Source organism: Allocoleopsis sp., assembly GCF_036703385.1.
Lineage (GTDB): Bacteria > Cyanobacteriota > Cyanobacteriia > Cyanobacteriales > Coleofasciculaceae > Allocoleopsis.
Genome location: NZ_DATNPA010000064.1, coordinates 1 through 16,402 on the forward strand (window position 1 = coordinate 1; position 16,402 = coordinate 16,402).

Genomic DNA, 16,402 nt, shown 5'->3' on the forward strand with positions numbered 1-16,402 from the left:
AGCATTGGCACAACCAGGCGGACGGAAGTTAGCGTTACTGGTGGGCATCAACCAGTATCCTCGGAACATGGCCTTAAGTGGTTGTGTCACGGATGTGGAACTGCAACGGGAACTGTTACTGCATCGATTTGGCTTCAAGCAACAAGATATCTTGACACTGACGGATAGCCAAGCGAGTCGGGAGAATATCGAAACCGCTTTTGTGGAGCATTTAACCGAGCAAGCGAAGGCCGGTGATGTTTTGGTGTTTCACTTCAGTGGCTATGGTAGTCAGGTCAAGATGGGTCAGGACTCTTCCAGCGATGGCTCTGTACGCCTGCAAAATAGCCTCGTGCCGAGCGATGGGATCGTACAAACTAACGGCGCTCCCGTAGGGAACGATTTACTCGAAGATACCCTGGTTTTGCTGTTGCGATCGCTACCGACAGACCACGTCACCACGATCCTAGATACCAGCTACATCGGTTCAAGCCGTGTCCTCCAAGGAAATCTCCGCGTCCGGTCTTCCCCCAACCCACCCGCAGAAGCTCCTAGTCCCAATGAGTTGGCTTTTCAAGAACAAATCCGGCTTCGCACCAACCCCATCGGGGAAAAACGGTTCAACACCATAAGCCCAAATCAAATGGCAGGAATTGTTCTCGCTGCCGCAGGGCCGAGTGAACTGGCGACAGAGGGGCAATGGAATGGCTTTAGTGCAGGTTTATTTACCTATGCTCTCACTCAACATCTGTGGCACGCTTTACCAGCAACGACGATTCAGATTAGCTTGAGTCGTGCTGCGGGCATGGTGAATCAAATGGTAGGAACAGAGCAACAGCCCCGTGTCATCCATCAAAAAAGCCAACAGAGTTCATTACTCGCGTATTACTTACCTCCCGATCCCAGTATCGGGGCGGATGGCGTTGTGACGGCAGTTGAAGAGAATGGCAGAACAGCACAGTTGTGGTTAGCAGGGCTTCCCGCAACCGTTCTGGAATACTACGGTTCCAATTCTATTGTCAGCCTTTATCCGAATGACTCACTCCCCTCCGTCACTGGGGAGGGGGGACAAGGGAGTTCTCTTTTGTCTATTCCAGCCCCCACATCAGCACAACTGCAAATTCGCTCAAAAGAGGGGCTGACGGCAAGAGCGAGAATTATGGGTTTCAGTGTGACGGATAATTATCCCCTCAAGGTTGGGCAGTTAGTCCACGAAGCGGTTCGTCTCCTACCCCGCAATCTAGGTCTAACCATCGCTCTGGATGTGACTCTAGAACGGATTGAGCGGGTGGATGCTACGAGTGCTTTTGCTGCTATTCCGCCTGTCTCATCGGTGGTGATTGCAGGAGAGCAACCCGCTGATTATGTGTTTGGCAAAGTACCCTTATCCACTGGGGCGGCACCCGTTGCTGTTAGTGTACCCGTGGATGTAGCCACAACACGCCCAGAGGGGATGGATGGGTTAGGACGGACGGGGGGCTATGGGCTGTTGTATCTGGGTAGTGAACCGATGCGGAATACGCCAGGGGAAGCTGGAGAAGCTGTAAGATCAGCGGTTAATCGGCTTATCCCTAAGCTAGAAACCTTATTAGCCGCTAAGTTGCTGCGTCTAACGGTCAATGAAGGGTCTTCGCGTTTGGGCATCCGAGCGTCCCTAGAGATGGTTTCCCCTCAAGGAACTGTGGTGATGCAACGAGAAACCTGGCGAGCGTCTTCGCCCTCCTCTTCACCCTCAAAAGTATTTGCTGATAACAAGAAGATGAGTGAGTTTATCGCTAAGGTTGGAGAAGGCAATCTGCCCACGGTGCCGATTGGCAGTCAGATCCAATATCGGTTGGAAAATTATAGCGATCGCCCAATCTATTTCATGCTACTGGGTATGGATACCAGTGGCAATGCGATCGCGCTTTATCATAACCAAGCCTCTCAAGGCTCAGAGGACGCAGAAAACAAACCCCCCCTGAAAAATGCAGTGATTGCCCCTGGGGAAACCTTAACGCTGCCCCAATCTTCGGGGTCTAACTGGGTGATCCAAGAACCAGCAGGACTGGCAGAAATTCAACTGATTTGCAGTCAAACCCCCTTCACCAAGAGTCTCATGGCACTGGACTCTGCGCGACGTAAAAGGGAAGGGGAACGCATCGGGGATTTATTTAATCCCTTGGAAGTCGCTCGTTCTGTCCTCCAAGATTTACACAATGCTAGCGCCGTTGCTCCAGAGTTGATGGGCACGACCTCCGATAGCTATGCACTAGATGTTAATGCATGGGCTACCCTAAGTTTTATCTATCAGGTGGTGTGATAGCTAGTGTTCAGGTTGAGCAATCAACGATTAACAGAAATACCCTCTCCACTGCTCCACCATTTGCTCGGCGGCAGGAGTTCCTTCCGTTGGAAAGCCGTCCATAAACTCTTTATCCGTACTGGGATTGTCAGGGCCTTTGGGATGCTACCAAGGAAATCCGAAAAAGTAACCTAAGCCGCTCCATCTTTTCTTTGATATTGCCCCTGTATGGAGCTAATACAGCTTTTTGATCGGTTTGTCACTCTTTGGGTATCCTCTGCTTTAGCTCAACTATGATTTGAGTACAGTCCAATGAGCAGAAAAAATAATGAGTAAAAACAAACATTTACCAGAAGACAGGGAAGCGTCTGCTAATGGTACAACTCACCCAGAGAGCAAAAAAACACAACAAGCCGCAGAGAAAGCGACAACTTATGCAGCGAGTGTGACGGCACCCGAAACAGTCGTTGTGGACAAGCCGCCACCAAAGCCAAACTATCCCCTCTATCGAGTGCAACCTGGAGAGCGTATCTCTTTAGGTGACATCGATCCCAATGCCTCGGAAAATTACAGAAAAAAGAAAGAGGTGATGGCAGAACTAGAAAAACATCGTCAGCGAATTCGTAAGTTACAAGAGCGTTTGTATGCCGAAAATCAACGTAGCTTACTGATTGTGCTACAAGCGATGGATACTGGGGGCAAAGATGGCACCATTAAACACGTCTTTCGCGAAATTAACCCTCAAGGTTGCCAAGTCTGGTCGTTTAAAGTCCCCAGTGATGAAGAAGCAAGTCACGATTTTCTCTGGCGCTACCACCATCGGGTACCGCAACGTGGCATGATTACGATCTTTAACCGCGCTCACTACGAAGATGTTCTTGTTGTACGTGTTCATGATTTAGTAAAAGAAGATGTATGGCGGCAACGCTATCACATCATTAATGAATTTGAGCAAATGCTCACGCTCAGCAACATTACCGTCCTTAAGTTTTTTCTGCATATTTCCAAAGACGAACAAAAGCGTCGCTTGGAGAGTCGATTGGAAAATCCGGACAAGCAATGGAAGTTTTCCAAAAATGACATTAAAGAGCGACGGTTGTGGGACGAATATCAGCAGGCATTTGAGGATGCGATTAGTAATTGCTCTACGGCCTATGCTCCTTGGTATGTTGTTCCAGCCAACAAAAAGTGGTATCGCAATTTAGTCGTCGCTCGCACGATCGCAGATACATTAGAAGCGATAAATCCTCAATACCCAAATGGAGAGAAGGGTTTGAAAAATATCGTCATTCCTGATTGAATTCAAGGGCTCAATCCTAACTAAAAAGAAACCCCATTGGTGAGGATGGCCAATAGGGAAGAGAACTCTGTGTTGCATCTATTTAGAACATAGCCCAGGAGAGTAGACCAATAATCTCTCCCAAGTAACATGCAAGCGCAGGTTCTAAAATCTCACATCTAAAATTCTTAAATTACTCCAAAAGATAGACCTGAAGCATTCCTGATGGCTCAATTTTTTCTAGAAGAGTGAAAAGTGGCGGTTGCCCTTCCCAGGATGAGTAAAACCGAGCGGTGTGTTGCAGGTAGCCAGAAAGACGCGATTGCGTTCTCTTGGCAGCGCCCAAGGTAAGGAATCGCCTATTATCACGCTCTATCAACTGGAGCGCGGTAACATTCTTCACTCTTGCTGACTTGTGGGAGACAAATCGCCATGATGATTTCCTCGGATGGGCACAGGGGCACTGCCGTAGTCAACAGTTTGGCGACAGATACCTGGGTCAAAGCTAGCTGGGAAGAGTTTATTGCTCTGGCGGAAGATCCTGCTTATCTCGATGGCAGGTTTTATTACCATCAAGGACTCTTAAGAATTGAGATGTCGCCCCTTGGCCCTCGACATGGCCGTCAATATTCGATTATTTCCAAGGCGGTTAGTCTTTTTGCCACCATTAAGAATGTCCGGATTGTTGAGTTTGCGCATACTAGTTTTCGGAAGGCCGGTATTGGCGAATTTCAACCCGACTTGGCTTTCTACATTGGTTCGGGTTTGAAAGTGCCGCCGCAAACGGATTCTCCCATCGATTTGGAAGAATATGATCCACCGACGTTGGTTGTAGAAATTGGTAGCACTTCTGTTAGTGATGATTTGGGACGGAAGCGCTTATTGTATGAACAGTCGGGGGTTGAGGAATATTGGGTGAATGATTTGAATGTAGAGGAAGTGATTGCGTTTGCGATCGCGGCTGGGCGCAGTGGTCGAGTGAGCAAGTCTCTGGTTTTGCCGGAGTTGGCGATCGCTCTGGTGGAGGAGGCGATCAAACGCAGTCATCTTGAGGATGATACGAAGATTAATCTGTGGCTACTTAAGACTTTTAGCCAAGGGTGAGAGGTTAAGTACTCAATCATACAATTCATTACAGCTATCGCCATACAGATTAGGTTAGACTTAACCGCTGAAACGCACCACGTATCAGTACTAAACCTTCTGCCTTCTGCCTTGGAGCCTTCCGCCTTTTGCTACAAGAGCCGTTGGTCAAGTTGCGCTCCCTGGTACTCAGAAGTTGTTGGAGAACCTCGAAGCGATTACGGCAATCAGCATGAGTAAACCTAGCGCCCGACGAAAATAGTTAACTCCCTCGAATAGCTCCTGCCACGCCCAAGTAAACAAAGAGCCAAACGCTATTGCGTCTATAGCTATGTGGATGTTGCCGCTTTTTACAATTAAGTTGAGTACAGTTGCTGTAATCCCAACCAAAAGCGGTAGATTTGGCGGTTGAGCAATAACGATATTGCCCTCGCTGTCTCGGAACGTTTTATCGAATAAGCTATTTTCCATGAATAAGAGTTTACTTCGCTCCAAGAGGCTCAACCCTCACCCCTTAGTCGTATTCTCAATTCGAGGAAAATTCTACTTATTAGATTCTTAAAAGAGATTATACTTTTCTTGATTCTCCCGTTTTTCAAGAAACCAATTCTATGGATGCTTACGTCATCTTCAAACAAGCTCAGAAAATGCGGGTTAGCGATGGAGCCATCGTGCCACTGTTGAGCCCTTGTGAGTTGGAAAGGAGGCTGTTAGTCCTGGTTTGGCCTCAACTGGGAGATTTTGACACTCTTGAATATGCCTGGTGGCTGCAACGAGAAGCTCTCCGGATTCAAAGGCAAGGATTGGTGATACGGGCTGTGGGTATCGGCGATCGCGCATCGGGGCAACGATTTTGTGAGTACACAGGGTTCCCATCAGATTGTCTATTTGTCGATCCCAAAGCAGAACTACACCAAAAACTTAATCTGTATCCAGGGCTATCGCTCAAACTTCCCAGCCTCTCGACGGCTCAAAACGCCTGGATAAACCTGATGCTGATGTGTGCAGGAATCGCTAGTCCTGGGACTCTGGCTGAAGTGTTTCGCGGTTATTTGGGCGATCGCAAAGCGCCCCAGTTGATTGACGATGAGGAAGTTGTAAAGGCAACACCTTTGCCCCCACTCAAGGGCTCGTTCTTCAATCTAGCCGGAGGTAAGGGGTATCAGCGTCCTTTTGAACTGGCAACTCTACGACTACGAAATATGGTAGAAGTCTTAAGCCATTGGAACACCTACGTTCCAGAGGCAGCTTATTTAACCCAGCGAGGCGGAACCTTTTTATTCAATGCTCAGGGAGAATTACTTTACGAACACCGCGATCGGGGACTCCTAGGTTTTGCTGCTAATATGAGCTATCCGCTCTCGTTTTTGGGTCTTGCACAGGATGATCTCGTCTAATATCATCTCCGCTAAGAAAACCACACTATGCGAGACTTTGCAGGAAGACTTTAGTCATCACAAAGTGGGCGCTGAAGTCCTCACTATAAATCTATCTTAAGTAGAATATCACTGAAATAAGAGCCTTGAAATAAATTTCATGCTCAAAGCTTAAGTAAGCTAAAGCTTACTAAATAAGCATTTCAACCCGTTAAAACGGGTTTCAGCTTTGACGCCAAACTTTAGTTTAGGGCTTAAGTAAATGCCATTCATCTTAATTAATCTCAGCGCTCATCTTTCCTCACATAGTGAAAGTATAGATATAAATAATTCCCTCATTTCTTAGGCTCACAGCAATAAATCCATGTATTTGCTGAAATAGTTCATGAGGCGAGTAAAACTCAAACTCTTCTTGGTTTTGTCCGGATAACCACCAGCTTATCTCAGGAGAGGCAGGAAATTCTGTTGGCGGTATCTTAGGTTGAAGTTGGCGTCTCCACTGACTAATATTCTTGGGTTCAACCACGATTCTTGCATAAAATCTGTAGTCCGCTGGGCCTAAAAAGTTGTCCCCTATCTGGTACCCAACGTACTGAGCTTCAACGATTTGGGTTGGAGGTTCAACACTCATTATTTTTTTCAAAACAGTTATCCTTTGAGTAGGATTCTGTGTTTGAGAGCTATCAAGAGTCTTTTGCCAGTCTGCACTCTTGGTACAAGCAATAATCAGTAAAGTTAAGATTGCCAAGCTGATTAACTTGTTAAGTCGGCTCATTCCCCGGATACCTCTTCTTAGTTAACGGGTCATATCTTTTGCTGTCGAACTTCTAAATTAGATATCTTGTGGCAAAGCTCTTGTGACCTAGTGATGGGTTAAACTGGGGGTTGTTGAGTTTCCATTTAATTGTTTCTCCCAGCGAGTGGCGAGAGTTCCATTAAAAACCCTTATTCTGCTTAGTGTCTAGACCTGAGTTCGATTATTTCTAACTAACCCCAGAGGCACAGAGAACTCAGAGAAGAGAGAAGAAGAGGGGATAAGCTGAGTTGGGTGTTTTTCCAGAAGTTTGCTGAAAAACTCTAGTTTTTGCAACAAATTCCTCAGACAATACTTCAAAGAATCATATTGGTCTTGAAGTATTTTGATGCGTTTCAGCTTAAATTTCCTGGTTCCTAGTTTTACTTTATTGAACTTATCCATTCCCAGTGCGTTGGCGTTTACTGATATCCAAACACACTGGGCGCAAGCGTGTATCAATCAGATGGCACCGCGCAAGCTGGTGAGTGGTTACCCGGATGGGACTTTTCGTCCCAATGCAACCATTACCCGTGCTGAGTTTGCGGTTCTGATGCTCAATGCTTTCCCGGATGCCCCCGCAAAGCGTGCTGGCACAACATTTAAAGATGTGCCGACGAGTCACTGGGCGCATAAAGCGATTCAGGATGCTTACAAACGGGGGTTTTTTTCAGGTTATCCGGGTGGGACGTTTCTCCCGAATCAAGCGATTCCGAGAGTGCAAGCGATTGGTGTTTTGGCAGGGGCAAAGAATTTTAGCTTTTCCGGTAATGCGGAGGGAACGCTAAGGCAGTATTTTACCGATGCGGCACAGATTCCGGATTATGCCAAAAATGCGATCGCGGCTGCAACCATCAATAGTCTCGTTGTTAACTATCCCAACGTTAAACAGCTCAAACCCAATCAAACTGCCACTCGTGGGGAAGTCGCGTCGTTAATTTGTCGGGCATTATTTATCTATGCGGTGCAGCAGCAGTACATTGCTGGGGTAGAAACTCGACCTCAAGCGGTTCGGGCGTTACCGGGAAAACTCGATACTGTTCCTACTTTTAACAGCAACAGTCCAGAATTGGTAAAAACAGAAGGGATTTTGCTGTCTACTTTTCCACCCGAAGGAAAACAGGTGCCCTCTGCCCATCTCAACTTCCCCTTTGAGGGACGATTTGATGTCTTTACTCACCATATCGCTAGGGCGGAAACTCAGGCAGAAACGGGTACCCTTTACCAGGGGGTGATTGTCCACAATTCTAGTGACAACCCCGTCACGGTGGAGGTTTTGCAAGCTGCCAGTTACCTCTCGACTCCAGAAGCGCAATTTAAAGAGTTGCCCGATATCAAGGATAATGCCGATGGCAGCGTCTACTCTGGCCCTGGCAGTCGGACGATGACTGATGTTCTGCGAGGAGTGCGGCAGGGGATTTTTCCACCACAGTTGGTAATTGAGCCAGGGCAAAGTCAGATGTTGATGAATCAGCCGATTACCATAGAACAGGCACCCGCTTCTAATGGTCGTTCTACGATGATGCGGTTGAGAAGTAATGGGCCGGTTTACGTGGCGAATTTAGCCAAGAGAGGTGTCCGCAATAGTAATGGAACCTACCGAGCACCGATGCTGAAAGAATGGCAAACATTACTGGAAACTGGAGGTTTTGCAGGGCCGCGCGACCCAATTCCCACACCCCTCGATCCACCCAGAGAACCAACGGTGTTTAGTCGTGTAGCGGGTGTCTCTGAGGGGGCGCAATGGCAGGCAGAGATTACAGATAGTCCCAATGGGGAACATCTCAGCCTCCCTGAACCGGGGAAGGCGTTCTCCTACGTCGTGGGTACATTGCATTTAATTACCCTGAGTACCGGGCAAATCCAAAGTGCACGCATGTTAAAGCGCTATGAAGATACAGCTTATTTTGCCCACAGTAATTATGGGGTGGAATACAATCTCACCTTGCCGCTCAAAAACACCACAAGTCAACCTCAGACGGTGACGGTATCCATGCAAACCCCGCTCAAGGATGAGGGGGGGAAAGATTTACTGCTGTTCTTAAACCCACGAGTTGACCAGATTTTCTTTCGCGGTACGGTGAAGGTAAGTTATGAGGATGATGGAGGACAAGCGCAGACACGATATGTACATCTCGTACAGCGACGAGGGCAACCAGGTGAACCCTTAATCACACTGAATCTACCACCTGGGGCGACTCGGAAAGTCCAAGTCAGCTTAGTTTATCCCCCAGATTCCACTCCACCGCAAGTTTTGACAGTTAAAACGTTGGATAAATAACGATATCTTTCCCGTTTGCCTGCCAAGCCACTGCATCTTGCCCTAAAAACTCTGCGTTCCTCCGCGCCGTCCTCTGCGTGACTCTGCGTTAAAAAAACCGCTCCTCAGGATACCAACGCAGATGTGCAGTGTGCGATCGCTCCATCCTGCCATCCCCATCCCTTGGCTATGGTGTTACTTAGCATATCTTATGCATAACCTCCATAGCCTTAAGAGGTATGTTTGAAATAGGCAAGCCACTTTCTCGCTTGCCCAGGGAGGCCTCTACTTATGCAACCTCGAAGAATCGGTATCACCACCCTCATCACTGTATTGGCTGCTACGACTACCGCGTTAATTCCTAATGTTCTAGTGCCTTTCTGTGCACAAATAGCACTGGCTCAAACCCCATTAACTCGTAACCCAGAAGCCTACCGCTTAATAGAGCAAGGAAATCAACAGTATAAAACCAGTCAAATTCAAGCGGCTATACAATCTTGGCAACAAGCATTAACCCTATATCAGAAGAGTGGTGAGCGCCCTAGTGAAGGAATTGCTCTAATTAATTTGGGTCATGCTTACTTTTCCCTAGGACAATACCAAAAAGCCCTGGAATTGTATCAGCAATCACTCGTTATTCAACAGGAACTACGAGAGCGTCCGGGAGAAGCTAATGCCCTCAACCATCTAGGGGAAGTTTACCGAGTCTTAGGGCAATATCAAAAAGCAATCGAATTTTATCAGCAATCCTTAGCGATTATCCGAGAGATAGGTCAGTCGGCTAACAGCGATCGCTACACTCTTCTCCAAGAAGAAGCTACTTCGCTCAACAATCTGGGCAATGCTTACCGAAATTTAGGGCAATATCAAAAAGCGAGCGAAGTTGGCGAACAATCCTTGGCTCTGCTCGAAAAAATGAGCGAATTACCTAGCCGCGATCCCTTCGCTCTACTCAAAGAAAAAGTCAATTCACTCACTAATCTAGGTCATGTTTATTTTTACCTAGGAAACTATCAAAAGGCAGTTGAATGTTATAAGCAATCATTAGCAGTTGTTCGGGAAATAGGAGACCGTCAAGGGGAAGCAAACACCTTAGGAGGTTTGGGCAATATTTACTATTCCTCAGAGCAATATCAAAATGGGATGAAGATTTATCAACAGTCCTTGGCTATTGCACGAGGAATTGGCGATCGCACCAGCGAGGGAATAGTTCTTAACAATATCGGTGCTCTTCTCGCACAACATAACCAGCCCGAACTCGCCATTATTTTCTATAAGCAATCGGTTAATGTTCGAGAAGCCATTCGCCGAGATATCCAAGGGTTGCCCAAGGAACAACAACAGTCTTATACAGACACGATTGCCAATACATACCGCTCTTTAGCTGACTTACTCCTCAAGCAAGATCGAGTCCTAGAAGCACAACGAGTTCTAGATTTGCTCAAAGTGCAGGAGCTAGAGGACTATCTCCGTGATGTGCGGGCTAGTGAAAATTCGGATCAAGGTATTGGCGATCGCGTCCCAGAACAGCAAATTAAAAAGGGCTATGAAGCCATTTTAAACCAAGCAATTGCACAGGGGAAAGAACTCGCACAATTAGAAAGTGTTCCTGTATCCAATAGAAGCGAAGTCCAACAACAGCGTGTTATTGAACTTCGGAAAAATCAAGAGCAAATTACCGAACAGTTTCAGAACTTCCTGAAGAGTCCTGAAGTTGCAGCACTGCTCATCCAGTTACGGCAAACCACTGTGGGAGAGGGGTTTGACTTAGATAAATACGCCACCAGCTTACAGGATAACCTCAAGCGACTCCAACAAGATGCTGTCATTCTCTATCCCTTCGTTCTAGAGGATCGCTTGGAATTAGTATTAGTGACTTCTTACGCTCCCCCAATCCGCAGAACTGTCGCTGTCAAACGGAAAGACCTCAATCGAGCCATTCTAGAATTCCGTGATGTCCTGAAAAATCCTAGCCGAGATGCCAAAAATTCTGCTCAGAAGTTCTACAATTGGCTGATTAAACCTATTGCCAATGACTTAGCTCAAGCTAAAGCCAAAACTATTATCTACGCCCCTGACGGACAACTGCGTTATATCCCCCTTGCCGCTCTCTATGATGGCAACCAGTGGCTTGTACAGCGCCTTGGTATCAACAATATTACCGCCCTCAGCCTCACCGAATTCAATACAAAACCTCAAAGTAAGTTGCACATCTTTGCAGGTGCTTTTACCCAAGGTAATTACAGTATCCAAGTTGGCAGTCAACAGTTCAATTTTCAAGGGCTAAAATATGCCGGAACAGAAATAGAAAATCTGGCGAAAATCGTTCCTAGTACGACACGATTGTTAGATCAGCAGTTCAACCGAGATACTGTTCTTCAGATGAACGACTACTCCGTTGTCCATCTTGCTACTCATGCCGCATTTGTTGAAGGACAGCCAGAGCAGTCGTTTATTTTGTTTGGTGATGGCAAGTATGCCACTCTTCGAGATGTTGGAAGCTGGCGGTTACCCAATGTGGACTTGGTGGTACTTTCCGCTTGCGAAACGGGTTTAGGCGATAAGCTAGGCGACGGGAAAGAGGTTCTTGGATTTGGCTACCAGATGCAACGAGCGGGAGCGAGAGCCGCTATTGCTTCGCTATGGCAAGTGGATGATGGCGGTACCCAAGCCATGATGGATGCCTTCTATGCTGCACTGGAAAATGGTAGTACCACTAAAGCCGAAGCCTTACGACAAGCTCAAATCGCCCTGATTACTGGGGATTACAAAGCCTTGGGGCAACAACGGGGACTGGAAGTACAGCAGCGCACTAGAAGTAGTTTACCGCCTACGGTAAATAGTCGCCTCAGCCATCCCTACTACTGGGCACCGTTTATTCTGATTGGTAATGGATTGTAAGTTCCATTCGCTTAGGACTTGGGCACAGCCTCTATCTATAGGGTGTGTTAGCGTAGCGTAACGCACAATGCCGCTGTTTTAATCCCTCAATTGAGAATAGTGCTTTCTGAACTGAAGACCAATGGCACTCTCGCTAAGATGGAAAATTTATAGGCGTGCAACTCGTGAAAAAGATTCTAATCGTCGTCCATCAACCTACCTCTGATACTGGACTGGTTGGACAAATTCTTCGCGCTTGGGGCTATACCGTCGATATCAGAGTACCGAGTCAGCAGGACGAACTCCCCCCGACAATGGACAATCACAACGCTGTGATCATTTTGGGGGGGCCAATGAGTGCTAACGATCGCGAAACTCTCCCCTTTATCGGTACCGAACTGGATTGGATTCCAGTTGCTCTAGAATCAGGTAAGCCTTACCTGGGAATTTGCCTCGGGGCGCAATTACTAGCCCATGTCCTCGGTGCAACGGTGAAACCCCATCCTGATGGCATGGTAGAAATTGGCTACTTCCCAGTGATGCCGACTGGAGTGGAAAGCGAACATTTCGCTCAGCCGTTGTATGTCTATCACTGGCATCGTGAAGGGTTTGAACTGCCGAAGGGAGCAGTTTCCCTGTTTGAAGGCGAAATTTTTAAGAACCAGGCATTTCGTTATGGTGAGAACGCCTATGGTGTCCAGTTTCATCCGGAGATGACGCGGCAGATGATGGAACGCTGGACGACAGACGGTGTTCACATGCTAACCCTTCCGGGGGCGCAGTCTCGTGATGAGCAACTATACCAGCATTCACTTTATGCGATCGCAATGGAAAATTGGCTCAAAGGGTTTCTCTGTCACTGGTTGGGACAGGATGCGATTACCCAAAAAGTCTGCGCCTAAACTCTAGAGTCTGTCTGATTTATATAGGAAACTGATCCGGCTAACTCGATGATTGAATGTTCAGGATTGTTCATGCCTTGCTAATTGTTCTCTCACCCAAGCCCGGAAAGCTTTCATCGTCGCATTTCTCCCTCTTACTTTACTTTGTTCCACAAAATCATGGAGAACATCAGCAATAGGTAAATTGGGAAAAGCCAAGCTAGTTCCTGACTGCACGTATTTGCCAGACTGAAGAATATTAATTTCTATCGTTTTGCCATTATAACGCCAGAGTTCAGTCACCCCTAATTCTTGATAATTATTAAACTTAGTTCTGGATGTAATATCAATTTCAATGGCTAATTCGGGCGGCGGGTCTATTTCTAAATCTAGCCGTTTCTTGCCTCTAATTTGGGCTTCCTTCTGAATATAAAAACAATCATCGGGTTCAACAGCTTGTCTCATCGCTTCATTTTCAAACGTCGTTGAGCCAAGGCTCCTAAACTCGATGTCCATTTCTTCCAGAATTGCCTTGACAAAATCCCCAATAATTACTTTGTTATCTTCATGTTCTGGCAGTGGAGTCATAATTTCTAGCGTACCTTGGCTATAAGAAAGCCTCGCACTACGACTTTCACCCAAATTTTTTAAAATATCTTGGAATTGCTGCCAGTTGACATTTTTTAAGAGCAGTTGATGTCCGGGTGGTACGATAATTTGTTCGAGGGCTAACAGCATTTTATTTTATACCAGCTTAAAGCTATACAATGAACATTTGACAAGACGGATTGGAACATATCCAGGCTAACACTCTACCTGAGTTAGACTGCTGCACTGAGATAAGCTAACCAGCCACAATCAGCCTTGCATAGGGTAGGCAGGATGCCTAGCCATAAGCACAATTATTGATTGTGGGATGGGCGTCTCGCTCGTCCTCTCATTTGGTGCAAGTCCCTTCAATAAAAAAGCGCTCACGAGCATTGGATGAAAAGTTCTCTCCCCTGACTCCTAGCTCCTGACTGCTGACTTCTTTTTTCAGCTTAGATGTCACTCTACAATCCGTTGCCAATTAGAATAAACGGTGCCCAGTAGTAGGGGTGGGAAAAATTGGAACGGCTGTTATTAGCTACGGTAGTCTCTACCCCAGGTTGGGAGATAACCCCAAGTCCTCGTTGTGGAGCATCTTTAGCCGTGAGTTTACCTTGCAAAAAACTAAGTTGTGCTTGACGCAGTGCTTCGGCTTTAGGCATCGGTTTTTCCGATGTTCCACTAGCTAAATCCTTGTAAAATTGTTGCATCAATAAGCTAGTGCTGGCATCGTTAACTGACCACAGGGAAGCCATCACTGCTTTAGCTCCCCCATTGAGAAAGTAGTAGGCGACACTGGCAATTTCTACCCCATCTTGACGAGGCCCAGCCAATGCCGTTTCGCAAGCGGATAGGACGACGAGGTGAATATTACTTAATCCCGTCAAGGCATTAATTTTAGCAATGGTTAGCTGTTCACCTGTTCCTAACAGAAGGTAAGACTTATCTGAGCTATTTGGCACAAATTCACCGTGAGTGGCAAGGTGCAAAATCTTGTATCCCGTGAGATTGTCTCGCAGAGTACGAAAGTCAAAGGCGCGGTTTAGGAATTTCTCTCCCGGATAAATGCCTTGGGTATCGTTGGTTTTCGTTCGCACGATCGCATCTAATTCGGCGGGTACATTCGGCAAAGCATTGAAACCAGAGACAGCATCCGATAGTCCCATTGCCAGAATAGGGGTGTTTTGAGTTCCGATTGGCAGGTGATCGCGCATATCGGTCAAATCGGCTGATAGCACCGTATATAGAGAGTAGTTCTCAATCAGGTATTTTTGTCCGTCGAACAGGGCACTCATCGGGATGTAGCGCGTCACCCGATCCAAGGAAAAGACTAGATGTTTAATTGGATTTGCCTTGAGTTCCGCTTCTAGGGGTTTAATCAGCCAGTTGTAGAGTTTGGCGCTGGTCGCTTGAACTTCTGCAATATTAGAGTTAGGACTTTGTAGTAGTTTACGGAACTGAACAACCGTTTCTCCTAACTCCTGTTGTCCGACGTTGACTTCAATTTTCTTGACCACATCCCCTTCAGAGTACATCAGCAACCAGAGCTTATTCTCCATCACCAAGGGGTAAATCATCACCGTACCAGGTTGTGCTTTGACAATTTCTCTAGCTTTCGCCAGTTTCCGGGGGTCGAAGAAAACATCGTCCGTGGTACGGTTAGCGCGGATTTCTTTGTCAATTTTCAGCAAGTCTTGATTGAATTGTTCTACCACAGCAGTGAGTTTGTCATTGAGGGCGCTTTTCTGGCTACAGTTAGTGCGATCGCATTCGCTAATCTGGCGTCCCAAAGCAATTAAAGACTGACTAGCAGCGGGAATCTTGGTTTCAGTCGAAGTTAGAGGCACATTTGGTTTGTCGCTGGTAGCACCTCCACCTCTGGCAACATCACGGATTTCCTGTATTTTTAATAGTTCCAGTACCTGCTGGGCTTCTTTATCCCGTCCTTGGGAGAGTAATAAATCTGCTAGTTGGCGATAAATATCAGCAGTTTTTACGTTATTAAAATCAACAGTTGCTTGCAAGAATGAATTTTGTAATTCTGGTGGTAAACCTTGGATATTACGCCGGATTTCCTCAATATCGTTGATAGATTGCTTGTAATAGGTAATCGCAATACTAGGTTGATTTAAGTCGCGGTAAATGCTAGCCAAACCGTACAAACTGTAAGATTGATTACCTGCTACTTCTGTCGGGGTAGGAATTGCTAATGCTTGTTGATAGGCAGCTATGGCTTGCTCTTTGCGTCCAAATTTGCGATGTAAAGCACCTAGAACATTGAGTGCTTGTTTTTCCCAGACTGGATTTTGGGTTTTCCGGGCGAATGTCAAAAAGGCTTGTGCTGACTCTATCGCTTTGGCATCATTGTCTAATGCAGCGTAACCAACACTCAACATCTTGGTGGCGAAGACTTCCAACCCAGGTGCTTTAATTTCCTGGAATATAGTTAATGATTGCTGGGCGAATTCTACAGCTTTTTGGGGTTCACCTTGAGAAAAGTAGTTAGAAGCAAGCGCCAGTAAAGCATAACCTTCACCTTGGCGGTTTTTGAGTTGCCGCATTGTGGCGAGTGCTTTTTGGTAATAGTCGCGGCTTTTCTGGTAATCTCCCAAGCTACGGTAGATATCACCGAGATTAAACTGCGGTATCGATTGAAGGAAAGGACTTTTAAGTTCTGTCGCTATTTTCAAACTTTGCTGATTCAACTCCAAGGCTTTCTGATAGCCATTTTTATTGGTGTAAAGATTACCCAGGTAAGATAACGCCTGAGCTTCCAAACCAGGATTTTCCAACTCTCGTGCTATTGCCAAACTTTGCTCGATGAACTCTTTACCTTTGCTATAGTTGCCAACAACTTGATAAGCATCACCCAAATTCATTAACAAGCTTGCTTCTTGTTGACGGTCTTTGTATTTTCTTGCAGATACTAAGCCTGGTTCTGCAACAGAAATTACTTTTTGATAGTCTCCCAATTTTTGATAAGCATTGCTGAGAGACCC

At 46.4% G+C, this 16,402-nt stretch carries 12 protein-coding genes; 7 read left to right on the plus strand and 5 right to left on the minus strand.

Going from position 1 to position 16,402, the window contains the following annotated elements; translation table 11 throughout:
* Both V6C93_RS03460 and V6C93_RS03465 read left to right on the plus strand, forming a co-directional pair.
* Nucleotides 1-2,281: caspase family protein (locus tag V6C93_RS03460; protein WP_333475252.1), on the plus strand; the 2,281-nt coding region annotated here is incomplete at its 5' end.
* Between the two features lie 310 nt (nt 2,282-2,591).
* Nucleotides 2,592-3,563: a polyphosphate kinase 2 family protein gene (locus V6C93_RS03465; protein WP_333475253.1), complete on the plus strand. Its 972-nt coding sequence runs from the start codon at nt 2,592-2,594 to the stop codon at nt 3,561-3,563.
* A 172-nt stretch (nt 3,564-3,735) separates the two neighbouring features.
* Here the strand turns inward: V6C93_RS03465 and V6C93_RS03470 are convergent, their stop codons facing one another.
* Nucleotides 3,736-3,945, minus strand: coding sequence for a hypothetical protein (locus tag V6C93_RS03470; protein WP_333475254.1), 210 nt, complete (start codon nt 3,943-3,945; stop codon nt 3,736-3,738).
* Nucleotides 3,946-3,974: 29 nt separating this feature from the next.
* Here V6C93_RS03470 and V6C93_RS03475 point away from each other — a divergent pair, with 29 nt between their 5' ends.
* Complete coding sequence (locus V6C93_RS03475; RefSeq protein ID WP_333475255.1) at nt 3,975-4,646, plus strand: Uma2 family endonuclease; 672 nt, start codon at nt 3,975-3,977, stop codon at nt 4,644-4,646.
* A 168-nt stretch (nt 4,647-4,814) separates the two neighbouring features.
* On the opposite strand, the gene V6C93_RS03480 is transcribed toward V6C93_RS03475, so the two are convergent.
* Nucleotides 4,815-5,096, minus strand: coding sequence for a hypothetical protein (locus tag V6C93_RS03480; RefSeq protein WP_333475256.1), 282 nt, complete (start codon nt 5,094-5,096; stop codon nt 4,815-4,817).
* A gap of 140 nt (nt 5,097-5,236) precedes the next feature.
* Between V6C93_RS03480 and V6C93_RS03485 the strand changes: the two genes are divergently transcribed.
* Nucleotides 5,237-6,022 (plus strand): peroxiredoxin-like family protein, encoded by a 786-nt coding sequence (locus V6C93_RS03485; RefSeq protein ID WP_333475257.1) that lies wholly within the window; start codon nt 5,237-5,239, stop codon nt 6,020-6,022.
* A gap of 280 nt (nt 6,023-6,302) precedes the next feature.
* On the opposite strand, the gene V6C93_RS03490 is transcribed toward V6C93_RS03485, so the two are convergent.
* Nucleotides 6,303-6,776, minus strand: coding sequence for a hypothetical protein (locus V6C93_RS03490; RefSeq protein WP_333475258.1), 474 nt, complete (start codon nt 6,774-6,776; stop codon nt 6,303-6,305).
* A gap of 367 nt (nt 6,777-7,143) precedes the next feature.
* Between V6C93_RS03490 and V6C93_RS03495 the strand changes: the two genes are divergently transcribed.
* The 3 genes from V6C93_RS03495 to V6C93_RS03505 all read left to right on the plus strand — a co-directional run bounded on the left by V6C93_RS03495 (nt 7,144) and on the right by V6C93_RS03505 (nt 12,836).
* A complete protein-coding gene (locus V6C93_RS03495; RefSeq protein WP_333475259.1) occupies nt 7,144-9,075 on the plus strand; it encodes a DUF3370 family protein in 1,932 nt (643 codons plus the stop codon).
* A 270-nt stretch (nt 9,076-9,345) separates the two neighbouring features.
* Nucleotides 9,346-11,955: a CHAT domain-containing protein gene (locus tag V6C93_RS03500; RefSeq protein WP_333475260.1), complete on the plus strand. Its 2,610-nt coding sequence runs from the start codon at nt 9,346-9,348 to the stop codon at nt 11,953-11,955.
* Between the two features lie 164 nt (nt 11,956-12,119).
* Nucleotides 12,120-12,836, plus strand: coding sequence for a glutamine amidotransferase-related protein (locus V6C93_RS03505; protein ID WP_333475261.1), 717 nt, complete (start codon nt 12,120-12,122; stop codon nt 12,834-12,836).
* Between the two features lie 60 nt (nt 12,837-12,896).
* On the opposite strand, the gene V6C93_RS03510 is transcribed toward V6C93_RS03505, so the two are convergent.
* Together V6C93_RS03510 and V6C93_RS03515 are read right to left on the minus strand one after the other, a co-directional pair.
* A complete protein-coding gene (locus V6C93_RS03510) occupies nt 12,897-13,553 on the minus strand; it encodes a Uma2 family endonuclease (protein ID WP_333475262.1) in 657 nt (218 codons plus the stop codon).
* A gap of 314 nt (nt 13,554-13,867) precedes the next feature.
* A partial coding sequence (locus V6C93_RS03515) for a CHAT domain-containing protein (protein WP_333475263.1) occupies nt 13,868-16,402 on the minus strand: 2,535 nt, incomplete at its 5' end.